We start from the raw sequence: 26,250 nt of genomic DNA, 5'->3' as shown, positions 1-26,250 counted from the left end.
CTCGGTGTTTTGTGCACCACAAAGGTATTGGGCTGTATTTTTGGAGCGCTGGCGCGCTCGAGCGCGGCCCCTGGGGGGCCGCGCGAACAGCGCTCGAGACTCGCGCTTCGCGCATGCGCTTCGAGCGCTGTTCGCGCGGCCGGGCCGCTGCGCCGCTTCGCGGCGGACCCTCCTGGAGGTCGGGTCGTGCGGGGTTGGGAGTGCGGTCATGGCGGACTGCTGGGAACCCCACCCGGGCGCGCATCACTCAGGACTTCACCTAGCGGGTTCCCAATTGTTCGCCTCAGCTCAATACGCAGGCTCCTGTGTCGACTGAAGCGTTGCTGACGCCGGCGGCTGCCAGCTCTGAGGCGACCTCGTCGAGGGTCAGTACATAGCCTGTGTCGTCGTCGGTCACGGCGGCGCCGAAGACGACGCCCAGGACCTGGCCTTCGGTGTCGACCAGGGGGCCGCCCGAGTTGCCTGCGCGGACCTGGCCGCGAACTGTGTAGACCTCGCGTTCGACAGTTCCGTCGCGATGAATTGTCGGGCCGGTCAGGTCCAAGGTTTCGCGGACGCGGGCCGCGCTGGCGGTGTATGGCCCACCGCCGGGGTAACCGAGCACAATCGCGCTCTCGCCGGAGGCGGCGGGCGTGGGTGCCAGCGGAATCACCGGCGAAGTCAGGCCGGGGACCGCTAGGACCGCGATGTCCTTTGAGGGGTCGAACAGCACAACGTTGGCATCGAGCGGTCCGCGTGCGGTATCGACCGACACGCTGGTGGTGCCTGCGACAACGTGCGCGTTTGTCATCACTCGCTCCGGCGCTACGACGAAGCCGGAACCTTCCAGCGCGCGCTGGCAGCTCGGGGCGACACCACGAATGCGCAGCACACTCGGCTGCAACGAGGCGGCGACGGGGCTGGCCAGAACGCTCGGGTCGGGGGGTTCGACAGCGGCGATGGGCGCGCGGCCGAACGGTCCGATGACATCCGGAAGCCCGGAGGTGTTGAGCAGTTTGGAGAACTCGTTGGGCAGCTTGCGCAACCAGGCGGGGGCAACGGCGTTCACGTCGGCGAGCACCCGTGAACCGTTGATGGCGGCAGCCACACCTGGTTGGGAGGCCGTGGCCAGGGGCAATGCCATCAGCCAGGCGGCGACCAGGACCGTGAGCGCCTGCAGCACCGCGCCGACACCGCTGTCGACGCTGCGCGCGAACGGATGCCGGATACCGGAGCGGGCGGCCCGGCCGAGGACCATGCCCGCGACCTCACCGACGATCACCAACAGCACGATCAGCAGGATGCCGCCGAGTACCCGGCTGCGGCCCTCACTGAGGTGCTTGAGGATGTGCGGTGCGATCAGAATGCCCGCGACGGCACCGAGCGCGACGCCGAAGAACGCCAGCGCCGAGGCCACCGCCCCTTGCCGCCACCCGGTGGACGCCGCGACCAGCGCGATCAGCACCACCGCGATATCGAGCCACACCGAGGCGCTCATGCTTGCGCCTCGCAGACGTTCGGCTCCGACCTGACGACGATGGCAGCTGTGCCGATGTGCCGCGCGCTCACAGGGTCATTCCGACCGCAGCCAGCGAGCTCTCCAGATCACGCACGTCGCCCCGATCCCAGTCTCGTTCCCACCCAGCAGTTTTGATGATGCCGGCGAGGATACCGCCGGTGAGTCCCCACACCAGCATGCCGTCGACCTGGAAGGCGGGACTCTGGTAGCCGAGACTGCCACGCACCATGAATCTGTGTGCGGGATCGAGTAATTCGCTCAGCGGCACCCGGACCACCCGTTCGGTTTCGCCCTGGTCGACGACCCGCACGTCGCTCGGCTCCCGCCACCAGGCCAGCACGGGGGTGACGTCGAACTTCGACGGCGGTACGAACAGGGTGGGCAGGGTCGCGAAGGGCTGCACGCCCGACGGGTCGAGACCGGTCTCCTCCACGGCTTCGCGCAGGGCGGTGCCGACCGGACCGTCGTCGCCGGGATCCTCGGCGCCGCCGGGGAAGGCGACCTGGCCGCGGTGCTGACGCATGGTCGAGGCGCGCTGGGTGAGCAGCACCTCGGCGTCGGCGGGTGGGGCGCCGGGGCCGCCGTCGGCAGAGCCGCCGAACAGCACGAGTACCGCCGCTCGCCTCGGTTTGCCGGTGATCGACATGGCGCGGCGCAGGGCGCGGGAGGTGGCGAGGGTGTCGTCGGCATCGGGGCCGCCGTGCCTCGTCGCCGGGTGGAGCCAGGCCGGAATCCCGGAGTCGTCCAGTCTCGCCACACCGTTCACGCTGTCATCCTCTTCGCCTGCCACCACACAACGCTGTCTGTCATACCGTGATACCGAGCTTCGCGGCGACCGTATCGGCGATGTCGGTCACGTCGGCGAAGGTTCGCACCTCCACACTCGCCACGCTGCCATCCGCGCGCAGCAACACCGAAACCGGGAGTACCGGCGGCGCGCCGACCGCGCCGCGCACCGCGGCCGCCGGGTCGGAGACGCCGGGCAAAGTGATGCCGAGACCGGCGAGCCGGGCCAGCGCCTTCGCCTCGTCGGGATCGCTGTGCACGGTGAGGACGGTGAGCGCCGAGCCCGCCCGCTGCGCGAATTCCTGCAGGTGAGGAAGCTCGGTGGCACACGGACCACACCAGTAGGCCCAAAGATTGAGAAGTGCGGGCTTGCCCGCGAGGGCGGCGGCCAGGTCGGCTTGCGTCCCATCGGCGAGGCAGCCGACAGTGAGCCCGGCCAGCGGTCCCGAACCCGAGGTGCCAGGGGCGGCGACGGGACAGGCTGTCAAACCGGCGGCGGCACGTTCGGCGGCCGACACGCCCGACTCCTGTTGCGAAGTTTTGCGAGTTTCGGTGGAGCCGGACTCCTCGCGCGGCCACAGGGCCACCGTCGCCGCGACGACGAGAATCAGTGCGGCGAGCATCCAGCGAACGCCGGGCCGGGCGAGCGGGGAGGCCTCGCTCACAGCCCGGCCATTTCCAGCAGGTGATCGCGCTCGGGCCCCTTCACCAACTCGGCGGCCACGGCGGGATCGGTCGGCCCGGCACCGAAGGAGGGGCAGTCGTTGGACAGCACGCACGCGCCGCAGGCCGGTTTGCGCGCATGGCACACGCGGCGACCGTGAAAGATCACCCGGTGCGAGAGCATCGTCCAGTCCTTGCGCTCGAACAGCTCGCCGACCGCGTGCTCGACCTTCACCGGGTCTTCCTCCGCGGTCCACCCCCAGCGGCGCACCAACCTGCCGAAATGGGTGTCGACCGTGATACCCGGCACATCGAAGGCATTGCCGAGGATGACGTTGGCCGTCTTGCGCCCGATGCCGGGCAGCTTCACCAGCTGGTCGAGGGTGTGAGGCAATTCACCGTCGTATTGCTCCACCAGCGCCTGGCCCAGGCCCATCAGCGCGCTGGTCTTGTTGCGGTAGAAGCCGGTGGGCCGGATGAATTCCTCCAGCTCCACGCGGTTGGCCTCGGCATAGTCGCGGGCGGTGCGGTACTTGGCGAACAGCGCGGGAGTGGTGAGGTTCACCCTGACGTCGGTGCACTGGGCCGACAGGATCGTCGCGACCGCCAATTCCAGTGGAGTCGTGAAGTCGAGCTCGCAGTGCGCGTCCGGGAAAGCCTCGGCGAGCGTGCGGTTCATCCGGCGGGCACGACGGACCGTTCCGATCCGCGTTTCCGCAGCTATAGCGCGATTCTTGCGTTTGCGGGCCGCCGTGATCCCGGTGGTCACCGGCACCGGAACGGCGTCGCCTGCGGCGGCGGTTGCGGGGGAAACGGGCACCGCACCACCATACGGAACCGGTCCGACAACATTGCGCGACCGAGTTGGGCACCTGTGTTCCATCTGAGACCTGGACCGTGTTTACTGCCTGTCATGCAAGGACTCGCTGTGGTGCTCTTCCCAGTGCTGTTGATGCTGTTCGCGCTGGGGATGGAGCGGGTCGAGAATCGGCTCCGCAAACTTCTCGAACCCGATGAAGAGGTTCAGCAGTACCTGGACAACGCCAGCAACGCCGAAGTGAAAGAACTGACCAAGCTCGGGCTTCCCGCCGCGGTCGCGCGGGTGCGCAAGCGCCGCACACGGACCCCGGACATGGACGTCGCCCGGGCCAGCTGAACCATCTCCTCATTCCCCGCCGACACAGTGTCGCGGCTCGCGCAATCCACTCTTTACGTGGTGTCTGTCACTGTGCTGCCGTAATGCCGCGTAGACTGCGCTGTTGGTCGATTCGCTCGACCAGGTTCGCAAGCCATATCCCATAAGGAGCACATTCGTGGACGAGGCCCTCGCCAGAGCAGGCATCTTCCAAGGCGTCGAGCCCACCGCGGTGGCCGCGCTCGCCAAGCAGCTGCAGCCCGTAGATTTTCCGCGCGGCCACGTCATCTTCAACGAGGGCGAACCCGGCGATCGGCTGTACATCATCACGACGGGCAAGGTGAAGATCGGTCGACGTTCCCCCGACGGCCGGGAAAACCTGCTGACCATCATGGGTCCGTCCGACATGTTCGGTGAACTGTCGATCTTCGACCCGGGTCCGCGTACCTCGACCGCAACCACGGTCACCGAGGTCCGCGCCGTCACGATGGACCGCGACGCACTCAAGTCGTGGATCGATCAGCGTCCCGAGATCGCTGAGCAGCTGCTGCGCGTGCTTGCCCGACGCCTTCGCCGCACCAACAACAACCTCGCCGACCTCATCTTCACCGACGTGCCCGGCCGTGTGGCCAAGGCGCTGCTGCAGCTGGCACAGCGTTTCGGCACGCAGGAGGCCGGTGCGCTGCGCGTGACACACGACCTGACCCAGGAAGAGATCGCCCAGCTGGTCGGTGCCTCGCGCGAAACCGTCAACAAGGCGCTCGCCGACTTCGCACATCGCGGTTGGCTGCGTCTCGAGGGCAAGAGCGTGCTGATCTCGGATTCGGAGCGCCTCGCGCGTCGCGCGCGCTGACGTTCGGAGATTCGTCTGCCGTCCCGGTACGGCGGTCCGCTGCGTGTGGCTCATGAGGATGAGGGCCTCGTCCACACCACGGCGGTTCCGTCATGCCGGGACTTCGGCGTTCCCGCGCACGACCTGATCGCCGGCACGTGCGGTGCCGGCGATCAGGAAGCGGTCAGCCCTTCTCGGCCCGCAGGTATTCCAGCTGGGCCCGCACCGAGCTCCGCGCCGCGGGCCACAGGCGTTTGTCCACATCGGCGTACACCTTGCGGACAACCGCGAGAGCGCCCGCGTCGGAGCCCAGCTCCACCAGCGCCGCCCGGACCTGGTCGAGCCGTTCGCGGCGGTGGTTCAGGTAGTACCGCACCACCGGCTCGGCATCGGGGTGATCGGGGCCGTGGGCGGGCAGCAGCGCCTTGCCCGCGCCGTGCTCGAGCAGCAGCTCCAGCGACGACAGGAACGCGGCGAGCGCACCACCCGACGATTCGAGCACCGTTGTGCCCTGACCGAGCACCGTGTCGCCGGTGACGACCGCGTCGTCGAGCAGGAAACTCACCGAGTCGCCGGTGTGGCCCGGCGTCGCGAGCACGGTGATCCGCAGCCCCGCCGCCTCGATGACCTCACCGTCGGCCAGCGGAGTCACGGTGCCGCGCAGGTACTTCGGATCCACCGCCCGCACCGGCGTCCCGGTGGCTTTCACCAGGTGATCGATGCCGCCGGTGTGGTCAGGGTGGTGATGGGTGATGAGGGTGAGCACGATGCGCCCACCGGTGGCCGCGACGATGTCGGCGGTGTGTTTCTTGTCCTTCGGGCCCGGATCGACGACCACATAGTCGTCGCTGCCGGGTCCGCGTAGCAACCAGGTGTTCGTCCCGTCGAGCGTCATCTGGGACGGGTTGTCGGCGAGCAGCACCGACGCGGTCGGCGTGACCGGCCTGACCTGGCCGTACGCGGGATGTTCCAGTGCCATGACGGCTACCTATCCGACCTCGACGATCAGTTCCACCTCGACGGGCGTGTTCTTGGGCAATTCGGAGACGCCGACGGCCGAACGCGCGTGCACGCCCGCCTCGCCGAACACCTCACCGAGGAACTCCGAGGCACCGTTGATCACGATCGGCTGATCGGTGAACCCCGGTGCGGAGGCGACGAAGCCGACGACCTTCACGATCCGAACGACCTGGTCGAGCCCGACGAGATCGTGCACCGCCGCGAGCGCGTTGAGCGCGCACAGCCGCGCGGCCTCCTTGGCCTGCTCCACATCGACCTCGGCGCCGACCTTGCCGACCGCCGACAGTTCACCGTCGACGAACGGCAGCTGACCGGAGGTGTACACCAGCGAACCGGTGCGGATCGCCGGGATGTAGGCCGCGACGGGTGCGGCGACCGGCGGCAGGGTGACCCCGAGCCGGTCGAGCGCGTCCTTCCACGCGGTGGCCACGACTACTTCCGCCGCTTCAGGTAGGCGACGTGCTGTTCGCCGGTCGGTCCGGGCAGCACCGTGACCAGCTCCCAGCCGTCGGCGCCCCACTGATCGAGGATCTGCTTGGTCGCGTGCGTCAACAGCGGCACGGTCGCGTACTCCCACAGGGTGACTTCACTCATGGTGTGAGTTTAGGGCTCACCCCGACCATCCCCGCGAAACGGGTTATAGGCTCGGCGACGTGGGAGCACCAACAGCAGAGCCGGTTTCCTCGGTTCCCGAGCCGACGACCGGGTGGCCAGAGCGCGCGGTCAAGGCCCGTTTGCATTACGTGACAGGCAAGGGCGGCACCGGCAAGTCGACGGTTTCGGCCGCGCTCGCCCTCGCCCTGGCCGCAGGGGGACGCAAGGTGCTGCTGGTGGAGGTCGAGAACCGCCAGTCCATCGCGCAGCTGTTCGACCGGCCGCCGCTGCCACCCACCGAAACCCAGATCGCCACCGCCGACGGTGGCGGCGAGGTGGTGGCGCTGGCGCTGGACACCGAGTACGCCTTCCTCGAATACCTCGACATGTTCTACAACCTCGGTTTCGCGGGACGGGCGATGCGCCGGATGGGCGCCATCGAGTTCGTCACCACCATCGCGCCCGGTCTGCGCGATGTGATCCTCACCGGCAAGATCAAGGAATGCGCGGTGCGCGTCGGCAAGGACGGCAAGCCCGCCTACGACGACATCGTCGTCGATTCGCCGCCGACCGGGAGGATCGCGTCGTTCCTCGACGTCACGCAGGCGATGGCCGAGATCGCCAAGGGCGGCCCGATCGCCTCGCAGGCCGAGGGCGTCTCCAAGCTGCTGCATTCGGATCAGACGATGATCCACCTGGTGACGTTGCTCGAGGCGCTGCCGGTGCAGGAGACCGCCGACGCGGTCGCCGAACTCACCGCGAATGATCTGCGCATCGGCACGGTGATCGTCAACCGGGCGGCCGCCGGTCAGCTCGCGCCCGCCGACCGGGTCGCCGCCGTGCGCGGTGAACTCGACACCGCCGCGATCGCCGCCGGTCTCACCAAGGCCGGAATCACCCTGTCCGACAAGGATTTCGCCGGCCTGATCACCGAAGCGACCGACCACGCGACGATGCTCACCGCCCAGGACGCGAGCGCCGCCGAACTGGCCGAGGTCGATGTCCCCCAGCTGCACCTGCCCGCGCTGAGCGACGGCATGGATCTCGGCGGGCTCTACGAACTGGCCGAACAGCTATCCGCGCAGGGAGTGCGATGAACGACCGTGTGACCACCCCGCCTCCCCTCGATGTCGCCGAGATCATCGCCGACCCGCAGGCCAAGGTCATCGTGTGCTGCGGTTCCGGCGGTGTCGGCAAGACGACGACCGCCGCGTCGATCGCGTTGCGCGCGGCGGAGTCGGGCCGCAAGGTCGTGGTGCTCACCATCGACCCGGCGCGCAGGCTCGCCCAGTCGCTCGGTGTCGCCGAACTCGACAACTCACCGCAGCGCGTTGAGCTGGGCCCCGAGGTGCCGGGCGAACTGCACGCGATGATGCTGAACATGCGCCGCACCTTCGACGACATGGTGCTCGAGCACACCAGCCCCGAGAAGGCCGAGCAGATCTTCGCCAACCCGATCTATCAGACGGTGGCGTCGTCGTTCGGTGGCACGCAGGAATACATGGCGATGGAGAAACTGGGGCAGTTGGCCGCGCGCAAGGAGTGGGACCTGATCGTGGTCGACACCCCGCCCTCGCGCAACGCCCTCGACTTCCTCGACGCGCCCAAACGGCTCGGCACGTTCCTCAACGGGAAGATGATCCGGCTCATCATGGCGCCGGGTCGCGGTGTCGGCCGGTTCGTCACGGGAGCGATGAGCCTGGCCATGCGCGGGGTGTCGACGATCGTCGGCGGGCAGATGCTCAAGGACGCCTCGACGTTCCTGCAGTCGCTGGAGTCGCTGTTCGGCGGTTTCCAGGACCGGGCCGAACGCACCTTCGCGATGCTGGCCAAGCCGGGCACCCACTTCCTCGTCGTCGCCGCGGCCGAGCCGGACGCGCTGCGGGAGGCGTCGTTCTTCGTCGACCGGTTGTCGACCGAGCAGATGCCGCTGGCCGGTCTGGTGCTCAACCGCACGCATCCTGTGCTGACGAGCCTGTCCGGCGATCACGCGCTGACCGCCGCCGATCAGCTCGCCGACACCGACCCGCTCACCGCCTCGGTGTTGCGCATCCATGCCGAGCGGGTAGCCACCGCCAAACGGGAGCAACGGCTGCTGCACCGGTTCACCGGGGCGCATCCCAAGGTCCCGATCGTGTCCGTGACCGCGCTGCCGTTCGAGGTCTCCGACCTCACCGCCTTGCGTGCGGTCGGCGATCAGCTGACCGGCAAAGCCGCTTCCTAATCAGACATATCGGCTATCGCTTGCTTCGGCGGTAGTACCCGCCAACGGCGCCGATCCCGCAAACCCAGCGGTCTCGGCGCCGTTGTGGTATCCGCTGTGTCAGATGGCCACTTGGTGCTGTCGCTGAGCCTGGAAGAAGTCGGCCCAGGAGGTCACATCGGGGTGCTGCTTGAGCAGCGCTCGTCGCTGGCGTTCGGTCATGCCGCCCCACACGCCGAATTCCACCCGGTTGTCGAGGGCATCGGCGCCACACTGCATCAATACCGGGCAATGACGGCAGATCGTGGCCGCCTTGCGCTGCGCCGCACCGCGCACGAAGAGCTGATCCGGGTCCACTTCCTTGCATCGCGCCTGGGCAACCCAAGCGATCCTTGCCTCGGCCTGCTCTACATCCAGTCGAGCGATGGGGGTTGTGATGTGCATTTGATGTGCCCCTTTGCAGTCCGAACACCGTTGTGCGGCGCTCCAGAATCGCGAGCGCGGATCACAGCAACCCAACTACCGCTGCGTTCCGCACCACATTCCACTTTGAGTGTTAGCTCTATCACACTGGGTTCTCAATCTAGGTAAAGGTATGGCCGTTACGCAAGACCGGCCGCCGATTTTTTGGTACGGGCGTCCATTCAAATCGCGTGTCGACGCCGCAGCGGCGCTGTTCACCGGCGTGCCCGGCCGCGACACGCCGATGTGATCATTTTGTTGACACGCCCGAGCAACCCCCCTGGCACCGGGCGGACAACTGACGTCGGCCAGCAGACCGTGTCCCTCGACACGCCACCCTTTAGTCTGGACCGGTGCCGATCACTCAAACGCTTGCGAGGCTGGCCGGCAGCTGCGCGCTGGCCGCCGTGCTAGTCGCCGGGCTGTTGTTCCCCTTGGCCGGTGGGTTCGGGTTCATCTCCAACCGGGCCGCCGATGCCGTCGACAACGTGTCAGCCGAGCTGGTGGAGGGCACCGTCCCGGCTGTCTCGACGATGGTCGACGCCAACGGGACACCCATCGCCTGGCTCTACGAGCAGAGACGGTTCGAGGTGCCGAGCGATCGGATCTCGAACAACATGAAGCTGGCGATCGTGTCCATCGAGGACAAGCGCTTCGCCGACCACAAGGGTGTCGACTGGCAGGGCACGCTGCGCGCGTTCCTGACCAACACGTCCTCCGGTGAGGTGCAGCAGGGCGCCTCGACGCTGGATCAGCAGTACGTGAAGAACTTCAACCTGCTCGTCGTCGCCAAGACCGACGCCGAACGCCGCGCCGCCATCGAGACCACCCCCGCGCGCAAGCTGCGCGAGATCCGGATGGCGCTCACCCTCGACCGCGAGCTGTCCAAGGACGAGATCCTCACCCGCTACCTGAACCTGGTGCCCTTCGGCAACGGTTCCTACGGCATCCAGGACGCCGCCCAGACCTACTTCGGTGTCGACGCGGCCGACCTGAACATCACCCAGTCGGCGATGCTGGCGGGCATGGTGCAGTCCAGCTCCAAGCTGAACCCCTACACCAACGTCCAGGGCGTCACCGACCGCCGCAACACCGTGCTCGACACGCTCATCCAGAACATCCCGAGCCGGGCCGAGGAGTTCCGCAAGGCCAAGACCGAACCGCTCGGCGTGCTGCCCGAGCCCAAAGGTCTGCCACGCGGCTGCATCGCCGCCCAGGACAAGGGTTTCTTCTGCGATTACGCCCTGCAGTACCTGGCCGAGTCGGGCATCAGCCGCGAACAGATCGACAAGGGCGGCTACCTGATCAGGACCACCCTCGACCCGGTGCTGCAGGAATCGGTGAAGCGGTCGGTCACCGAGCACGCACCACCGGATCTCGAGAACATCGCCGAGGTCATGTCGGTGGTCTCCCCCGGTCAGGACGCACACCACGTGCTCGCGATGGCGTCGAGCCGCACCTACGGCCTCAACCGCGACGCCAACGAGACGCTGCTCGGCCAGCCGTACTCGCTGGCCGGTGACGGCGCGGGCTCGATCTTCAAGCTGTTCACCACCGCCGCCGCCATGGAGAAGGGCCTCGGCATCAACGCCCAGGTCGACGTGCCGAGCGTGTACGCGGCCAAGGGCATGGGCTACAGCAACTCGCCCGGCTGCCCCGCCGACTCCTGGTGTGTGAAGAACGCGGGCAACTACCCGGGTTCGATGTCGGTCACCGACGCGCTGGCCACCTCGCCGAACACCACGTTCGTCAAGATGATCCAGGACGTCGGCGTCTCCGCCGCGGTCGACATGGCCGTGCGCCTCGGCATGCGCGCCTACACCCAGCCCGGCACCTCCGGGCACGGCAACACGAGCCTGGCCGACCACATCAAGAACAACAACATGGGTTCGTTCACCCTCGGCCCGTTCGCCATCAACCCGCTCGAGCTGTCGAATGTGGCCGCCACGCTCGCCTCGGGCGGCAAGTGGTGCCCGCCCTCGCCGATCCGCGAGGTGATCGACCGGCAGGGCAAGACCGTGCCGCTCACCCAGCAGGCCTGCGAACAGGTGGTCGACCCCGGTCTGGCCAACACCCTCGCCAACGCCATGAGCAAGGACGACACCTCCGGTACCGCCGCCGCGGCGGCCCGGGCCAACGGCTGGAACGCGCCGATGTCCGGCAAGACCGGAACCACCGAAAGCCACCGCTCCTCGGCCTTCCTCGGTTTCACCAACTCGCTCGCCTCGTCGGTCTACGTGTACGGCGACAGCCCGACCCCCGGCGAGATCTGCTCGTTCCCGCTGCGCAACTGCGGCGCGAGCGACGCCAACGGCCTGTTCGGTGGTAACGAGCCCGCCCGCACCTGGTTCGGCGCGATCAAGCCGGTGATCGACCGGTTCCCGCCGCCCGCCCTGCCGCCGCTGGACGACAAGTACGTGCGCGGCGCGAACAACTCCCAGGTGCCGGACGTGGCGGGCAAGTCGCAGGGCGAGGCCACCTCGATCCTGGTCGGCGCCGGTTTCCAGGTGTCGGCGGTGACCAGCCCCGGCTCGCAGCCCAAGGGCACGGTGATGGGTAGCTCGCCGAACGGTTCGGCCATTCCGGGTTCGGTCGTCACGATCTACATCAGTGACGGGTCGGTCCGGGTGCCGGTGCCGACCACGCCGCCGCCCGCCGCGCCGCCGCCGGCCATCCCGGGTCTGCCGCAGATTCCGCGTCTGCCACCGATCCCGATCCCGGTGCCGCGCTAGACACGACAAGGGCCGCCGTCCAGTCCGGACGGCGGCCCTTGTCGTTCGGTCCTACAGGCGGGACTTGACCGCCGCCGACAGCCGCGAGCCGTCGGCCCGGCCGTTCGCGAGTGCCGTCGCGGCCTTCATGACCTGCCCCATCTGCCGCATTCCGGGCCGCTCACCGAGTTCCTCGGCGACCTGGGCGATGGCGGTATCGGCCACCTCGGCCAGCTCCGCCTCGGTCAGCTGCGTCGGCAGGTACTCCTCGATGATCGCTTCCTCGGCGCGCTCGTTCGCGGCCAGTTCACCGCGGCCGTTCTGCTCGTAGACCGTCGCCGACTCGTTGCGCTTCTTGGCTTCCTTCTGCAGGACGGCCACCACATCGGTATCGGACAGTTCGCGCGCCTGCGTTCCGGAGACCTCGGCGTTCTGGATCGCGGCGAGCAGCATCCGCAGGGTCGACAGACGCAGTTTGTCCTTGGCTTTCATCGCGGAAGTCATATCCGCGCGCAGCTGTGCTTTCAGTTCCGACATGGGGTCACGGTAGCCCGAACGCCCGAAAACTCCCATCACATTTCGACACCGACAGATACATCCGGGTGAAATTCGGCGACTCTTGTGCGGAAACACACGCGCCGATCCGGGAGGAGGTCACCTATGCTGGGCAAATGCCCGTTATCTCGACGACCGCTGTCCGCCGAACCGCGTTGGGAGCCGCCGGGGCCGCCGTCGCAGGCATCGGTTACGCCACTCTGATCGAACGGAACGCGTTCGTCCTGCGTGAGGCCACGATGCCGGTGCTCGCACCCGGGTCGCCGACCCTGCGCATTCTGCACCTCAGCGACCTGCACATGATGCCGGGTCAGCAACTCAAACAGCAGTGGCTGCGCGAACTCGACCGCCTCGAACCCGACCTGGTCGTGAATACCGGTGACAATCTTTCCCACCCCAAGGCCGTGCCCGCCGTTGTGCAATCCCTCGGTGCGCTGCTGGCCCGTCCCGGCTTGTTCGTGTTCGGTTCCAACGACTATTTCGCGCCGGTTCCGAAGAATCCGCTGAAGTATTTCGACAAGGATCATCGCCGTGTGTACGGTGACCCGCTGCCCTGGCAGGATCTGCGCGCCGCGTTCACCGAACGCGGCTGGCTCGACCTCACCCACACCCGCCGCGACCTGGAGGTCGCGGGCATCCGCATCGCCACCGCGGGCGTCGACGACCCGCACCTGCAGCGCGACCGCTACGACACCGTGGCAGGCGCGCCGAACCAGTTGGCGCAGTTGAGCATCGGCCTCACCCACTCCCCCGAGCCGCGCGTGCTCGACCGTTTCGCCGAGGACGGCTACGACCTGGTGCTCGCCGGTCACACCCACGGCGGTCAGCTGGTCGTGCCCGGTTACGGCGCGCTGGTCACCAACTGCGGTATCGACAAGTCGCGGGTGAAGGGTCCGTCGCAGTGGGGTGCGCACACCCAGCTGCACGTGTCGGCCGGCATCGGCACCTCACCCTGGGCGCCCTACCGCTTCTGCTGCCGCCCCGAAGCCACCCTGCTCACGCTGGTCGGCGCGCCCCCGAAGCGTCCGGCCGCCGATGCGGGACACGGCATCTCGGCCTCGCAGGCCGTCGCCCGCTAAGGTCGTCCCCCGAACGATTCTTGTCTCGAGGGGGCGGCCGTGAGTGCATCCGACGATCCGAACCTGTCCGGCGACCCCGGCGCGCAACCAGCCGATCCCACGGCGGTGTGGGCGCCGGGAGGCGCGGGTCTTCCGCCGACCTTGCGGTGGGACGGGTCCGGGCCGCCGCCCGGGCTGCCGGATCCGACGCCGTGGAATCCAGCTGGGCCGCAGGTTTGGCAGGATCCCGGTGCTTTTCCGAGCCAGGCGGGACCCGCCGCGCAGGCGAGCCAAGGGCAGTGGGCAGCGCCCGGAGGGCAGCATTGGATTGCCGGGCAGCCTCCCGCGCAGTCGCAATGGGGCGCACCGGGATTCGGGGCGCAGCCGAACGCGCAGTGGAATCACGGTGCGGGACAGGCCGGCTCATGGGGACAGCAGCCCGTGCAGAAGTACGGTGAGGTTCCGTCGCTCGAGCATTACGGGGTGCAGCCTTACGGGCAGTCCATTCCCGGCGGCCCGAAATCCGGTGGGAAGGCTTGGGTTTGGGTGGCTGCGGGTGTGGCGGCGCTGCTGCTGGGCGGAGTCGCGATCACGGCCGTCGCGTTGTCCGGTGACGAGGCATCCTCGACGGCAGGCACCAGCACCCCATCGATGGTCAGCGCCCTGACCACCTCACCGGCCCCGTCGTCGACCAAGCCGAAATCCACCACCCCCTCGCCGACGGGTGCGGCAGCCGGCAAGACCCCGCTCATCGAGGGCTACCAGGTTGTCGCCGCCCCCGACCGCGGCGCCGCCTACGACGTCCCACCCGGCTGGAAGGTCGCGACCGAAACAACCATCGGCGGGGTCGGCGAACCGCCCGGCGACACGGTGATCGGCAAGGGTTACGCCACCGACGGCCGCGACTACTGCCCCGGTTCCACCCGAACCATGTCCCTGCTCACCGGCTCAAAACAAACCGACCACGCCGCGGCAGGCGCCGAACTCGGCACCAAGGCGGCCCGCCTCGCCTACGGCGGCGCCACCGGCACACCCCACCCCGCCGAACCCCTCACCTCGATCGACGGCACAACCACCGGCATGTTCACCGAAACCACCGGCACCGTCCCCACCCCCACACCCGGCTGCGCCCCACCTTCGCCATCTACACCTACGCCTTCAAAGGCACCAAAGACGGCAGCTTCGTCATGGTCATGATCGCCGACACCGGCGTCCCCGACGCCATAGACCCCGCGACCGCCAAACGCATCTTCAGCTCCATCCGTGCCCTCTAACCCCACCTGACCAGCCAATTTAACGTTTCCCACCCCCACGTTGTAAGCTACTTCAGGTTCGCCTCACGGGGTGTGGCGCAGCTTGGTAGCGCGCTTCGTTCGGGACGAAGAGGTCGCAGGTTCAAATCCTGTCACCCCGACGTGTTGGTTGAGACACCAAAAAGCCTCTGACCGGGTTCACCTGGCCAGAGGCTTTTTGCATACCTGCACCTCGTCCTTTACATACGCGGTTTGCTAAACTGAACACAGGATGTCCAACGACTCCGATTAGCCTTCGACCCTGCCTTACGGCGGGGTCGTCGTGCGTTTCAGGGCTTCCAGATGTGTACCGAGCAGACGTTCGGTTCGATCAGTGACCAGAGCATCTCATTCGCCTTCTTAGCTCGCTCGTCCGAGACTTGTGTTCGACGCATCCGATAGTGCATGTAGGACACCAGGTCAGCGGCTTGGAGCAGACGGCTGTCGCATGAGGGCGCGAAGTGGATCGTGTCGGCCACGTTCGTCAGCATGCGGCCGTCGATGCCACCGGTCCCGATGTGCTGGTATTCCCACAGGCTCTTACGGTGACCGTCGTGGCCGTCTACTTCGTCCGCGATAACGAGGATAGGTAGACCCTGGCGAACCGCCTCGTCGTTCAACCGCTCGAGCAGACGCTCCAACACGACCCGGTGCGGGTGCCAGGGAACTTCGTACCGCGCTTCCAGCGCCTGACGATCGACACCTTGGAGCATGACGAGGAGGCCGCGGGTGTCCGCAGTAGCCCGCAGCGCATCCCTGTACACACCGATTCGCGCGCGGACCTGCCGGGCGATAGGCGCCCAATCGTGCTTTCCCTGAACGAGATCGTTGCCGTGCAGCTCGGCCCGTTCACTCGTGCCCCAGGTCCCCGTCGCCTTCATGACAACGGCGTCCAGTCGTGCTGCCAGACCGAGTATTTCAGCAGAAGGACAGACAACAGCGGCTATCCAGTACTCACCCTTGTCGTATGACTCGTCCAGGAAGGCCAGCAGCACCCGGCGAGTATTCCATCAGTGGGCAATCTTTCGGCACACAATCTCGATCCCGGGGCCGACCGGGATTCGCTACTCGTCGATCCGCTCGGTGCCGGTCGCCGGACGCGATCGGTGACCTTGGCGGTCGGCGGGGTTGGGCCACCAGACTGTGATGGCGGTGATGGCTATCAGGCTCAGGATGAGTGCCAGGATCGCGGTCGAGTTATTCATGGGCCCTCCTCTGTGAGAAGGGTGCGCTCGGTGTGTGTCGGTGGGGGGTACGGGGGTGTTGAGGGGTGGTTGAGAAGTGCTCTCGGTGGGGTGGGGCGGGTGGTGAGGTGTGAGGAAGGGATAACGTGGTGCTTACTTTCTGTCACTTGATAGAAATTCGGGGTGCCTAGCGTATACAGGCATGTCGACAAGGGTGGGTACCGCGGGGGAATCGCTGCGTGACGTGGTGTATTCCACCTTGCGTGGGGAGTTGATGAACGGGGATATCCGGTTCGGGGAGCGGCTCACCGAGCCGAAGCTTTCGGCGCGGTTCGGGATGTCGCGGACGCCTGTGCGGGAAGCGTTGACGATGCTGTGCTCGGACGGGCTACTCCAGCGGGAGGAGTTCGGGTTCAGTCCGGTGCGGCCGAGTGTCGCGCGGATTCGGGATCTGTACGAACTGCGGCTCACCCTCGAACTCGGCGGGATGACCCGGATCATGGACAACCCGGACCTCACCCACGACGAGGAGGGCTTGCGGGCCGAACAGCAGCGCTGGCTGGCCCTGCAGGCCGACCCGCCCGCCAAGGAACCGGGGTTCGTCGTGGTCGACGAGGAATTCCACGTCGCCCTGCTGACGGCGGCGGGCAATGCGGAACTGGTGCGCGCGCTGGTGGCGGTGAACTCCCGGATCCGGCATGTGCGGATGTACGACTTCATGATCAACAACCGGATCGAGACGACGATCAGCGAGCATCTCGGCATCCTCGACGCCGTGTTCGCGCGGGACCTTCCCCGCGCACATCGGCTGCTGCACACCCACATCGGTGATTCGCTCGATGTCGTACTCGAGCGGATCTCGCGGGCGATCGCCGCCATGTCCATGAGCGAATAGAGGAACCGATGCCCGAATCCCCCACCACCCGGGTCGCCTCCGCTTATCAGCGGATCGCCGAGGTCGACAGGCCGGAAGTCTGGATCACATTGCGCCCGCAAAGCGAACTCGACGCCGAGGCACGGGAATTGGAGCGAAGGCTTGCCGACGGCGCCGAGCTCCCGTTGGCGGGCTTGCTCCTCGCGGTGAAGGACAATGTCGATGTCGCGGGCCTGCCGACCACCGCCGCGTGCCCCGAGTTCGCCTACACGCCGACCGAAACCGCCTCGGCCGTGCGGCGACTGGCGGACGCGGGCGCACTGATCCTCGGCAAGACCAACCTCGATCAGTTCGCCACCGGCCTGGTCGGCACCCGCAGCCCGTACGGCGCGGTCCGCCACGCCGGACATCCCGAATTGGTCTCCGGCGGTTCGAGTTCCGGTTCGGCCGTCGCGGTGGCCCTCGGCATCGCCGATATCGCGATCGGCACCGATACGGCCGGTTCGGGCCGTGTCCCGGCCGCCTTCCACGGCATCGTCGGGATCAAGGCGAGTCTCGGCATCATCCCGGCCCACGGTGTGGTCCCGGCCTGCGCCGACTACGACGCCGTCACCGTCTTCGCAGGCACGCTCGACCTCGCCGTCACGGCCGCCGCGATCATGGCGGGCCCGGACGCGCGCGACCCACGCAGCCGCACCTGGCCCGCGGATGTCCCCTTGGCGGGCACCCGCAAACTTGCCATCCCCCACGACCTCAGCCCGCTGAGCACCGAATACCGCGCCGCTTTCGCCGAAACAGTTGCGGCCCTGCGCAATCAGGGCATCCAGATTGCCGAGGTGGACATCACTCCACTACTCGATGCCGCCCGCCTCCTCTACGACGGCGCCATCGTCGCCGAACGCTATGCGGCGGTCGGTGAATTCGTCGACAAAGGCGCGAAGGGCCTGGACAAGACCGTCGCAGGCATCATCAGTGCGGCAAAGCATCTGGACGCGCATACTTTCGCCACAGACCTCGACACCCTCGCCAAAATCCGTGCGGAGGCCAAAGCCCTACTCGCCGACTACGACGGCCTGCTCCTGCCGACAACCACCGAGCACCCCACCATCGCGGCAGTGCAGGCCGATCCGCTGACGATCAACCGCCGCCTCGGCACCTACACCAACTTCTGCAACCTCCTCGACCTCGCCGCCGTCGCCGTCCCCGGCGCCACGACAACCGCCGGTCTCCCGTTCGGCGTGATGGTGGTTGTCCCCACCTTCGCCGACCAGATCGCCATCGACCTCGCCGCACTCGTCACCGGCACCCCAGCGCCCCTGCTGGTGAAAACCGGTGTGCCCCTAGCTGTTTTCGGCGCCCACCTGCGCGGCCAACCCCTGCACTGGCAGCTGGAAGACCTGGGCGCCCGCTTCGCGGGCGAGATCACCACCAGCGACGCCTACCGCCTCACCGCCCTGGACACCACCCCGCCGAAACCGGGCCTGGTCCGCCACGGCGACGGCCTCGGCGCCCCCATCGCAGGCGAACTGTTCCTGCTCTCCCCCGGCGCACTCGGCCGCTTCCTCGCCGACCTACCCGCACCCATGGCCTTGACGAGCATCGAATTATCCGACGGCACAACAGTTGTGGGCTTCGCCTGCACCTACGACGCGGCCGTGGCCGCCACCGACATCACGCGCTATGGATCTTGGCCACGGTATCTGCGGGAACGCTGATCCCGAGTTCGGCGAGCACACCCGTCACGCGGCGGCCGATATCGTCGCGGATGGGTCGCACCTGCTCCACCTCGAGACCGGCGGGGTCCTCGATGATCCATTCCTCGTAGCGCACGCCGGGAACCAGCGGGCAGGTGTCACCGCAGCCCATGGTGACGATCACGTCGGCGGCGCGGATGATCTCGTCGGTCCACGGCTTGGGGTATTCGCGGGAGATGTCGATCCCCACCTCGGCCATCGCGGCGACCGCCGCCGGATTGAGCTGCCCACCGGGCACCGATCCGCCCGACCAGGCCACGGCGCGGTTCAGGGCGAGCGCCTCGAAGTAGCCGAGCGCCATCTGGGAACGGCCCGCGTTGTGGGTGCACAGGAACAGCACGGTCGGCCGCGGCTTGGCCACCTTGCCTTCGATCTTGGCGACGGCGTTCAGGCGCTGGGCGGCGAACCGCTCGGCCAGCAACGGCAGATACAACGTCACCGTCGCTCGTGCCGCGAAATCCTCGTAGGAACTGTGGAGGAACTGGTGGATCGTCGCCGGATCGAACATTGTCGCGAACTCTTCACGCAACCGTTCTTCGGCACGATCAAGGGCATCGGAGTGCTCGGTTATGTCGACCACTCCTCAACCCTTACCGCACTGTCCACGTAACGCAAACGACCGGGCCGCTCACCCCTCGTCGACCGGCCCGGCCGATATCCTCCTGTGACACCCCATCGGAAGCGGCTTCGGTTGTAGTCCTCGGTGTGGTTACCGTCGGCAGTTCGTCTTCAGCGTCTGGAAGAGCCACCCTCCGGCTACACCGCCGGGTCCGGCTGATCACCCCTCGAGACCTGCCGGACCCGGTTGCTCCCGGTGCCCGAGAAAAGAATGCGACCTGGGTCTCTAGAGGTTCTTAAGAACAACTTGTCGGTTCTCGGCGAGAATGGAAGGACCGAAGAGATGGAGTACGACGATGGAGACCATGATCGTCTGGTTGCTGGCGAGCCTGCTGTACTGGTTCAGCAACTTCTGACACGCACAACGGCGCGGAGCCGAACAGCTCCGCGCCCCGACCTCCTCGGGCAGTGAGCAGCGTCACCACCCGGATCCCGGAATAGTTCGCGGGGCGCACCGGTTGAACACCACTGTCGGCGTCCGAACAGCCCCGGGCCTCACCCCTTTGTCGCTACGAGCGACCACTCGCCGAGAGGCGCTTGTGGGGCGTCGACACCCTGACCGGATCGTCCCACGCGATCCGTTCGACTCGCGAACGCCGCCAGGTCACCCTCATCGACCTGGCGGCGTTCGTCGTTTCTCGGGTCGCGCCGGTGGCCGCGATGCTCGACGATGGTGTCCATGGAGCTGACGCGGGGTCTCGGTCTGCGCGACTGTGTGGTGATCGGGCTCGGCGCCATGATCGGTGCCGGGGTGTTCGCCGCGCTCGGTCCCGCCGCCGGTGCGGCCGGGTCGTGGATGCTGCTCGCCCTGGGCATCGCGGCCGTCGTCGCCTATTGCAATGCCCAGTCCTCGGCCCGGCTGGCCGCGCTCTATCCCGTGTCGGGCGGGACGTACGTGTACGGACGGGAGCGGCTCGGACCGTTCTGGGGGTACCTGGCCGGCTGGGGGTTCGTGGTCGGGAAGACCGCCTCGTGTGCGGCGATGGCGTTGACGGTCGGCAGCTACGCGTGGCCCGAACACGCGCACGTGGTCGCGGTGGCGGCGGTGGTCGTCATCACGGGCATCAACTATGTGGGTGTGCAGAAGTCGGCGCTGGCCACGCGGGTGATCGTGGGGTCGGTGCTCGCCGTGCTCGCGACTGTCGTGGTGGCCGGGGTCAGTGGGAATCATTCGGCGGCAATCGTTCTCGATGACGAGACCGGCCTGTACGGCGTGCTGCAGGCGGCCGGGCTGCTGTTCTTCGCCTTCGCCGGGTACGCGCGCATCGCGACCCTCGGCGAGGAAGTACGCGACCCGCAACGCACCATCCCGCGGGCGATCATGCTGGCACTCGCCGGTGCCCTCGCGGTGTACACGCTGGTCGCGGTGGCCGCCCTGCTGACGCTCGGCTCCGGCGGTCTGGCCGCCGCGCACGACCCGCTCGCCCGCGTCGTCGAGGCCGCGGGCGCCGGGTGGCTGGCGCCGGTGGTGCGGGTCGGGGCGGTGCTCGCGGCGGCCGGCTCGCTGATGGCGTTGATCCTCGGCGTCTCGCGCACCACGCTGGCGATGGCGCGCGACGGGCATCTGCCCGCCACCTTGACCGCCGTCCATCCGCGCTATTCGGTGCCGCACCACGCCGAACTCGCCGTCGGTGCGGTGGTCGCCGTGCTCGCGGCGACCGTCGACCTGCGCGCCGCCATCGGGTTCTCCTCGTTCGCGGTGCTCGCCTACTACCTGATCGCCAATCTCTCGGCCGCCACCCTGAGCACTGCCGAAAACCGTCCGGCGCGGTGGGTTCCGGTGGTCGGTGCGCTCGGCTGTGTGGTGGTCGGCTTCTCGTTGCCGATCGGCTCGGTGCTGGCCGGACTCGCGGTTCTCGCCCTCGGCGCGGCGGTATACGGAGTGCGGCGGAACATACCCGCGGGTTAGGGGCCTCGCTTTACGGGTTACGGCGCCACGAGCGAACTAACCTCGAATTATGCGAATCAGGGGTGTTCTCGCAGGGGTATTCGTCACGGCGCTGGTATCGGCGACGCTGTTCGCCGCCCCCGCCCAGAGCGCACCGACGACCACGTGCGAGGTGACCTCCGCCCGCGACCTGGAACGCGCCGAACCCGAAGCGGTCGGCCTCGATTCGGCGAAACTCACCGAGGCACTGCAGTTCGCGGCCACCCGCAACCGGCTCAATGTGCAGGTGTTCCGGCACAACTGCCTGGTCGGTGAGGGGTTGCGCAATCATGAGACCGGCAAGGTGGCGTGGAACATCTGGAGCGTCACCAAATCGGTGACATCCATGCTCGCCGGAATCGCTTCGGACCAAGGAAAACTCGTCATCGACGCCCCTATCGACCGCTACCTGCCACCTGGTCTCGGCGATGCGACGCACCGGTCGATCACCGTGGAACACCTGCTCACCGAAACCTCCGGCATGAAGGTCGGTGTGCTCACCGAGGGCATCACCGCCGTGGTGCCCGTCGACCCGAACAGCGCGGTGCAGGCGCTGGCCGTCCCGCTGGCGAACCCGCCGGGCACGGCCTTCAGTTACAGCCAGCGCAATGTCGACTTGCTGTCGTATGTCATCGAATTGGCGGTCGGCGAACCGCTGCAGCAGTTCGCGCAGCGCGAGCTTTTCGACCCGCTCGGCATCCCCGCCTCCGACTACTACTGGGCGCGTGACCGTTCCGGGCACACCTACGGCTATGCCCACCTGATGCTGCCGCCCGACGACCTCGCCAAGGTGGGCCTGCTCGTCGCCAACGACGGGCGCTGGGGCGCCGAGCAGGTGATCTCGGCCGACTACCTGCGCAGAGCGCGCACACCGTCGAAGCAGAACCCCTGCTACGGCTACCTGTTCTGGGTGGGCGCCGGGTGCAACGAGTCACCCGAATTCCTGCCGGACAATACGTTTTTCATGTCTGGCCTGGCCCTGCAGAACGTCTTCTTCCTGCCCGAGCTGGACATGATGGTGATGTGGACCGGCGCCTTCGGCAACATCTCCGCATACGGCCCGAGCGGCATCCTCGCCCACGCCGAGGAACTCCCCCACGAATTCTTTCGCCGCCTCTTCGCCGCCGTCACCGACGCCCCCGTCCCGACGCCCGCCCCCTACGTCGAACCACCCCTGAACTTCGACCCGAAATCCCTGGTAGACGCCGAAATCCTGTTGGCCGTCTTCGGCATCGGCCCCGGCGCCTACCCCGGCTGCACCGTCTTCAACTGCCTCAACCAACCCCTTGCCGCCCCCTTCGCCAGCATTCCCCCCGGCTGCGCCATCCTCGCCTGCGTAGGCAACGACCCCCGAACCCCCGGCATCCGCTGACAAAGCCGGGCCACCCCGCAGGGTGACCCGGCTTCGGAAAGTACCTGTCAGCGGTTGTTCAGCAGAACTTCCGCGATCTGAATCGTGTTCAGCGCGGCGCCCTTTCGCAGGTTGTCGCCCGAGATGAACAGGGCGAGGCCCCGCCCGTTCGGCACACCCGGATCCTGACGAATGCGCCCGACGAGCGAATCGTCCTGACCGGCGGCAGCCAGCGGAGTCGGCACGTCGACCAACCGCACGCCCGGCGCCTTCGCCAGCAACTCCTGGGCCTGCTGCACCGAAATCGGTTCGGCGAACTCGGCGTTGATCGACAGCGAGTGCCCGGTGAACACCGGCACGCGCACACAGGTGCCGCTCACCAGCAGGTCGGGCAGGCCGAGGATCTTGCGGCTCTCGTTGCGCAGCTTCTGGTCTTCGTCGGTCTCACCCGAGCCGTCGTCCACGAGCGCGCCCGCGAGCGGGATCACGTCGAAGGCGATGGGCGCCACGTACTTGTTCGGGGCGGGGAAGTCGACGGCCGAACCGTCGTGCACCAGCTTCTCGGCGTCGGCGGCCACCGCGCGCACCTGCGAGGCGAGCTCCTCGACACCGGCCAGCCCGGAACCCGACACCGCCTGGTACGACGACACGATCAGACGCTGCAGGCCCGCCACGTCGTGCAGCGGCTTGAGCACCGGCATCGCGGCCATGGTCGTGCAGTTCGGGTTGGCGATGATGCCCTTGGGCAGCGAGCGGGTGACTTCGGGGTTGACCTCCGAGACCACCAGCGGCACATCGGGATCCTTGCGCCAGGCCGAGGAGTTGTCGATGACAGTGACACCGGCGGCGGCGAAGCGCGGCGCCTGCACCCGCGACATGGTCGCCCCGGCGGAGAACAGCGCGATGTCGAGACCCGACGGATCGGCGGTCTCGGTGTCTTCGACGACGATCTCGCCGCCGCGCCACGGCAGTGTCTTACCGGCCGAGCGCGCGGACGCGAAGAAGCGCACCTCGTCGGCCGGGAAGTTGCGCTCCTCGAGCAGCTTGCGCATGACGGCGCCGACCTGACCGGTCGCGCCGACAACACCTACACGCACACCCATGATCAGCGCCCCGTTCCGCCGTGGACGACAGCGTCTTCGTCGCCGCCGAGATCGAAGGCCTTGTGCAGCACTTGCACGGCCTCGTCGAGTTCGGTGTCGCGCACGAGCACCGAGATCCGGATCTCCGAGGTGGAGATCAGATCAATGTTGACGCCCGCGTTGGCCAGCGCCTCACAGAAGGTCGCGGTGACGCCCGGGTGCGACTTCATGCCCGCACCGACCAGCGACACCTTGCCGATGTGGTCGTCGTAGAGGACCTGCGCGAAACCGATCTCGTCCTGACGCTTGGTGAGCATCTCCACCGCGCGGGCGCCGTCGGTCTTGGGCAGGGTGAAGGTGATGTCGGTCTTGCCCGTGTCGACCTTGGAGATGTTCTGCAGCACCATGTCGATGTTGATCTCGGCGTCGGCGACCGCGCGGAACACCTTGGCCGCGTAGCCCGGCTCGTCCGGCAGTGCCACGACGGTCACCTTGGCTTCGCTGCGGTCGTGCGCGACGCCGGTCAGGATTGCCTGCTCCACGGGAATGTCCTCCATCGATCCGAAAACAGTGGTGCCGATCTTGTCGGTGTAGGACGACCGGACATGAACGGGCACGTTGTAGCGGCGCGCGTACTCGACGCAGCGCAACATGAGCACCTTCGAGCCGCAGGCCGCCATCTCGAGCATTTCCTCGTAGGAGATGTTGTCGAGCTTCTGCGCGTCTTTGACGATGCGCGGGTCGGCGCTGAAGATGCCGTCGACGTCGGTGTAGATCTCGCAGACATCGGCTTTCAGCGCCGCGGCCAGGGCGACGGCGGTGGTGTCGGAACCGCCGCGGCCCAGCGTGGTGACGTCTTTGCTGTCCTGGCTCACGCCCTGGAAGCCGGCCACCAGCACGATCTGGCCTTCGTCGAGGGCTTCCTGCAGGCGGCCGGGGGTGACGTCGATGATCTTGGCGTTGCCGTGCGCGCCCGTGGTGATGACACCGGCCTGCGAGCCGGTGAACGAGCGCGCCTCGGCGCCGAGGGTGTGAATGGCCATGGCCACCAACGCGTTCGAGATGCGCTCACCGGAGGTGAGCAGCATGTCCATCTCGCGAGCGGGTGGCGCGGGGGCCACCTGCTCGGCGAGATCGAGGAGTTCGTCGGTGGTGTCACCCATCGCCGAGCAGACCACGACCACGTCGTGGCCCTGCTTCTTGGTCTCCACGATCCGTTCAGCGACGCGCCGGATCCGCTCGGCGGTGGCCACCGAGGATCCTCCGTACTTCTGAACAACGAGAGCCACAGCAAGGTCCTTCGCGATCGGGTATCAGTTCGGTATCAGGGACCTAGAGTACCGGCCGCCGGTCCCGTGATCTGCCGCTACCTCCCTGACCTGTGCAAAACGACACAGGCTCGTCACCTGTGCCCGATCTCGGCGATCAGGCCCGCTCGAACCAGGTGACCTGCGTGCCGTTGCCGAATTCCTGGCGCCGGACAGGACGGAAGTTTGTCGGTTTGAAGACGCCGGTGAACACCGGAACCCCGGAGCCCGCGATCACCGGGTAGCTCTTGACGACCATTTCGTCGATCTCGTCGATGAGCTGACCGGCCAGCTTGCCGCCGCCGCACAGCCAGATGTCCGCACCGTCCTCCTTCTTCAGCTCGCGCACCAGCTCGACGGGATCGCCGGAGAAGATCTCGACGCCGGGATGTTCGCTCTGATCGAGCGAAGATGACACGACGTACTGCTTCAGGTGTGAGAACGGGCTCTCGATGTGCCCCTCCGGCAGTACATAGGTGCCGCGCCCCATCAGCACGGTGTCCCAGTGCTGGGCCGGTAGCTCAGGGTCCATGCCGAAGTGGGCGCGCAGGTGGGTGGGGATGGAGTCGGGGAACTCCTTCATCATCCACTCCACGTACTCGGGTGGCGTCGGGTAGAAGTCGACCTCACCGCCGGGACCTGCGATGTAGCCGTCGAGGGAGACGCCGATGTAGTAGACGAGCTTTCGCATGGGGTACCGCCTCAGTTGTTGTACTATGGGTGAAGTGGTTAAAACGTAGTACTACAGACGGAGTGGTGTCAAGTGCGAAAAAATCCCGAACGTCGACAAGCCCTGCTCGACGCCGCCATCGAGGTCCTCGCCGCCGAGGGCGCCCGCGGCCTCACCTTCCGCGCCGTCGACAAACAGGCGAACGTGCCCGCCGGAACCGCCTCCAACTACTTCGCCAACCGCGACGAACTGCTCACCCAGGCGGGCAGCCGCTTCTACGAGGTGGTCCAGCCGACCGAGGAGACGCTCGCCCTGGTCAGCGAGGGACCGAAAACGGTCGAGAACATCACCGCGTTGATGAAAGAGGTCGTCGGCAGGCTCGAATCGCACCGCACCGCCTACCTCGCGCTGCTGGAATTACGTCTCGAAGCGACCCGTCGTCCGGAGCTGCGCAAGGTGCTCACCGAGCGGGTCGGCGCGGATCTGGAATTCAATGTCCGCAATCACCTGGCGTCGGGTCAGCCGGGCGACGAAGCCTCCGTACTACTGCTGTACCTGGCGCTGAACTGGCTGATCCTCGAACACCTAACCCTCCCAGGGGTGTTCACCGAGCAACAGAGTTCCCAGCTGATCGAAATCGCCGTCGAGCGGGCAATTCGCGGCTGACCCGGTCG

Annotated in this window: 27 protein-coding genes and 1 tRNA gene; 13 read left to right on the top strand and 15 right to left on the bottom strand. The window is 67.3% G+C overall.

The features are described from left to right. Positions 1–283: 283 nt before the first annotated feature. The 4 genes from ACSVDM_RS15905 to nth all read right to left on the bottom strand — a co-directional run bounded on the left by ACSVDM_RS15905 (position 284) and on the right by nth (position 3,626). Positions 284–1,477 carry a MarP family serine protease gene (locus ACSVDM_RS15905; protein ID WP_439265780.1) on the bottom strand — a complete coding sequence of 398 codons (1,194 nt, stop codon included), beginning with the start codon at positions 1,475–1,477 and terminating at the stop codon, positions 284–286. A gap of 67 nt (positions 1,478–1,544) precedes the next feature. Next, entirely contained in the window at positions 1,545–2,264 is a 720-nt protein-coding gene (locus ACSVDM_RS15900; protein WP_439265778.1) for an NUDIX hydrolase, read from the bottom strand. Positions 2,265–2,304: 40 nt separating this feature from the next. Further along, entirely contained in the window at positions 2,305–2,907 is a 603-nt protein-coding gene (locus ACSVDM_RS15895) for a redoxin family protein (RefSeq protein WP_439265801.1), read from the bottom strand. A gap of 38 nt (positions 2,908–2,945) precedes the next feature. Beyond that, positions 2,946–3,626: an endonuclease III gene (nth, locus tag ACSVDM_RS15890; protein WP_157101786.1), complete on the bottom strand. Its 681-nt coding sequence runs from the start codon at positions 3,624–3,626 to the stop codon at positions 2,946–2,948. A 234-nt stretch (positions 3,627–3,860) separates the two neighbouring features. Here nth and ACSVDM_RS15885 point away from each other — a divergent pair, with 234 nt between their 5' ends. Then, entirely contained in the window at positions 3,861–4,103 is a 243-nt protein-coding gene (locus tag ACSVDM_RS15885) for a hypothetical protein (RefSeq protein WP_067494492.1), read from the top strand. A 157-nt stretch (positions 4,104–4,260) separates the two neighbouring features. Further along, positions 4,261–4,935: a Crp/Fnr family transcriptional regulator gene (locus tag ACSVDM_RS15880; RefSeq protein WP_040703546.1), complete on the top strand. Its 675-nt coding sequence runs from the start codon at positions 4,261–4,263 to the stop codon at positions 4,933–4,935. 163 nt (positions 4,936–5,098) lie between these two features. On the opposite strand, the gene ACSVDM_RS15875 is transcribed toward ACSVDM_RS15880, so the two are convergent. From ACSVDM_RS15875 to ACSVDM_RS15865, 3 genes are read right to left on the bottom strand one after another with little or no spacing between them, the layout of a single operon-like run. Continuing rightward, positions 5,099–5,893 carry an MBL fold metallo-hydrolase gene (locus ACSVDM_RS15875; RefSeq protein ID WP_439265776.1) on the bottom strand — a complete coding sequence of 265 codons (795 nt, stop codon included), beginning with the start codon at positions 5,891–5,893 and terminating at the stop codon, positions 5,099–5,101. Positions 5,894–5,902: 9 nt separating this feature from the next. Next, positions 5,903–6,364, bottom strand: a complete 462-nt coding sequence (locus tag ACSVDM_RS15870; RefSeq protein ID WP_067494498.1) for a RidA family protein — start codon at positions 6,362–6,364, stop codon at positions 5,903–5,905. 2 nt (positions 6,365–6,366) lie between these two features. After that, entirely contained in the window at positions 6,367–6,528 is a 162-nt protein-coding gene (locus ACSVDM_RS15865) for a DUF4177 domain-containing protein (protein ID WP_110038224.1), read from the bottom strand. Between the two features lie 59 nt (positions 6,529–6,587). On the opposite strand from ACSVDM_RS15865, the gene ACSVDM_RS15860 reads away from it, so the two are divergent. Both ACSVDM_RS15860 and ACSVDM_RS15855 read left to right on the top strand, forming a co-directional pair. After that, entirely contained in the window at positions 6,588–7,625 is a 1,038-nt protein-coding gene (locus tag ACSVDM_RS15860) for an ArsA family ATPase (protein WP_439265773.1), read from the top strand. After that, entirely contained in the window at positions 7,622–8,752 is a 1,131-nt protein-coding gene (locus tag ACSVDM_RS15855; RefSeq protein ID WP_439265771.1) for an ArsA family ATPase, read from the top strand. The genes ACSVDM_RS15860 and ACSVDM_RS15855 overlap by 4 nt, the downstream gene beginning before the upstream one ends. A gap of 99 nt (positions 8,753–8,851) precedes the next feature. On the opposite strand, the gene ACSVDM_RS15850 is transcribed toward ACSVDM_RS15855, so the two are convergent. Continuing rightward, positions 8,852–9,175 (bottom strand): WhiB family transcriptional regulator, encoded by a 324-nt coding sequence (locus tag ACSVDM_RS15850; protein WP_019044565.1) that lies wholly within the window; start codon positions 9,173–9,175, stop codon positions 8,852–8,854. 371 nt (positions 9,176–9,546) lie between these two features. On the opposite strand from ACSVDM_RS15850, the gene ACSVDM_RS15845 reads away from it, so the two are divergent. After that, complete coding sequence (locus tag ACSVDM_RS15845; protein ID WP_439265770.1) at positions 9,547–11,925, top strand: penicillin-binding protein; 2,379 nt, start codon at positions 9,547–9,549, stop codon at positions 11,923–11,925. A gap of 51 nt (positions 11,926–11,976) precedes the next feature. On the opposite strand, the gene ACSVDM_RS15840 is transcribed toward ACSVDM_RS15845, so the two are convergent. Next, positions 11,977–12,441, bottom strand: a complete 465-nt coding sequence (locus ACSVDM_RS15840) for a GatB/YqeY domain-containing protein (RefSeq protein WP_067494932.1) — start codon at positions 12,439–12,441, stop codon at positions 11,977–11,979. 134 nt (positions 12,442–12,575) lie between these two features. On the opposite strand from ACSVDM_RS15840, the gene ACSVDM_RS15835 reads away from it, so the two are divergent. The 3 genes from ACSVDM_RS15835 to ACSVDM_RS15825 all read left to right on the top strand — a co-directional run bounded on the left by ACSVDM_RS15835 (position 12,576) and on the right by ACSVDM_RS15825 (position 14,931). After that, positions 12,576–13,538: a metallophosphoesterase gene (locus ACSVDM_RS15835; RefSeq protein WP_067494510.1), complete on the top strand. Its 963-nt coding sequence runs from the start codon at positions 12,576–12,578 to the stop codon at positions 13,536–13,538. A 39-nt stretch (positions 13,539–13,577) separates the two neighbouring features. Further along, on the top strand, positions 13,578–14,714 hold the full coding sequence (locus ACSVDM_RS15830; protein ID WP_439265767.1) for a hypothetical protein: 1,137 nt from the start codon (positions 13,578–13,580) through the stop codon (positions 14,712–14,714). A 143-nt stretch (positions 14,715–14,857) separates the two neighbouring features. Beyond that, positions 14,858–14,931 (top strand) — tRNA-Pro (locus ACSVDM_RS15825). 168 nt (positions 14,932–15,099) lie between these two features. On the opposite strand, the gene ACSVDM_RS15820 is transcribed toward ACSVDM_RS15825, so the two are convergent. Then, entirely contained in the window at positions 15,100–15,804 is a 705-nt protein-coding gene (locus tag ACSVDM_RS15820; protein WP_439265765.1) for a DUF3800 domain-containing protein, read from the bottom strand. A 69-nt stretch (positions 15,805–15,873) separates the two neighbouring features. After that, the gene (locus tag ACSVDM_RS15815) at positions 15,874–16,014 is read right to left on the bottom strand and encodes a hypothetical protein (RefSeq protein ID WP_439265763.1); all 141 of its coding nucleotides are present in this window, start codon (positions 16,012–16,014) and stop codon (positions 15,874–15,876) included. Between the two features lie 181 nt (positions 16,015–16,195). On the opposite strand from ACSVDM_RS15815, the gene ACSVDM_RS15810 reads away from it, so the two are divergent. Together ACSVDM_RS15810 and atzF are read left to right on the top strand one after the other, a co-directional pair. Continuing rightward, the gene (locus ACSVDM_RS15810) at positions 16,196–16,888 is read left to right on the top strand and encodes a GntR family transcriptional regulator (protein ID WP_225281445.1); all 693 of its coding nucleotides are present in this window, start codon (positions 16,196–16,198) and stop codon (positions 16,886–16,888) included. An 8-nt stretch (positions 16,889–16,896) separates the two neighbouring features. Further along, positions 16,897–18,582 (top strand): allophanate hydrolase, encoded by a 1,686-nt coding sequence (gene atzF / locus ACSVDM_RS15805; protein ID WP_439265761.1) that lies wholly within the window; start codon positions 16,897–16,899, stop codon positions 18,580–18,582. Here atzF and ACSVDM_RS15800 read toward each other — a convergent pair. Beyond that, the gene (locus ACSVDM_RS15800) at positions 18,539–19,201 is read right to left on the bottom strand and encodes an arsenate reductase ArsC (RefSeq protein ID WP_439265759.1); all 663 of its coding nucleotides are present in this window, start codon (positions 19,199–19,201) and stop codon (positions 18,539–18,541) included. The two genes, atzF and ACSVDM_RS15800, sit on opposite strands and share 44 nt — an antisense overlap. A 708-nt stretch (positions 19,202–19,909) precedes the next feature. Between ACSVDM_RS15800 and ACSVDM_RS15795 the strand changes: the two genes are divergently transcribed. Further along, complete coding sequence (locus ACSVDM_RS15795; RefSeq protein ID WP_439265757.1) at positions 19,910–21,148, top strand: APC family permease; 1,239 nt, start codon at positions 19,910–19,912, stop codon at positions 21,146–21,148. A 49-nt stretch (positions 21,149–21,197) separates the two neighbouring features. Next, complete coding sequence (locus ACSVDM_RS15790; RefSeq protein ID WP_439265755.1) at positions 21,198–22,538, top strand: serine hydrolase domain-containing protein; 1,341 nt, start codon at positions 21,198–21,200, stop codon at positions 22,536–22,538. A 47-nt stretch (positions 22,539–22,585) separates the two neighbouring features. On the opposite strand, the gene ACSVDM_RS15785 is transcribed toward ACSVDM_RS15790, so the two are convergent. From ACSVDM_RS15785 to ACSVDM_RS15775, 3 genes are all read right to left on the bottom strand, one after another. After that, on the bottom strand, positions 22,586–23,620 hold the full coding sequence (locus ACSVDM_RS15785) for an aspartate-semialdehyde dehydrogenase (protein WP_357150975.1): 1,035 nt from the start codon (positions 23,618–23,620) through the stop codon (positions 22,586–22,588). Positions 23,621–23,622: 2 nt separating this feature from the next. Continuing rightward, entirely contained in the window at positions 23,623–24,888 is a 1,266-nt protein-coding gene (locus ACSVDM_RS15780) for an aspartate kinase (RefSeq protein WP_067494539.1), read from the bottom strand. Between the two features lie 136 nt (positions 24,889–25,024). After that, the gene (locus tag ACSVDM_RS15775) at positions 25,025–25,597 is read right to left on the bottom strand and encodes a dihydrofolate reductase family protein (protein WP_067640440.1); all 573 of its coding nucleotides are present in this window, start codon (positions 25,595–25,597) and stop codon (positions 25,025–25,027) included. Between the two features lie 72 nt (positions 25,598–25,669). Between ACSVDM_RS15775 and ACSVDM_RS15770 the strand changes: the two genes are divergently transcribed. Further along, entirely contained in the window at positions 25,670–26,242 is a 573-nt protein-coding gene (locus ACSVDM_RS15770) for a TetR/AcrR family transcriptional regulator (protein WP_067494545.1), read from the top strand. Positions 26,243–26,250: the final 8 nt, after the last annotated feature.

The organism is Nocardia sp. JW2, assembly GCF_051843015.1.
In the GTDB taxonomy this organism is placed as follows: Bacteria; Actinomycetota; Actinomycetes; order Mycobacteriales; family Mycobacteriaceae; genus Nocardia; species Nocardia coubleae.
Note: the sequence above shows the minus strand (reverse complement) of the source record. Positions and strands in the feature narration are given on the sequence as shown.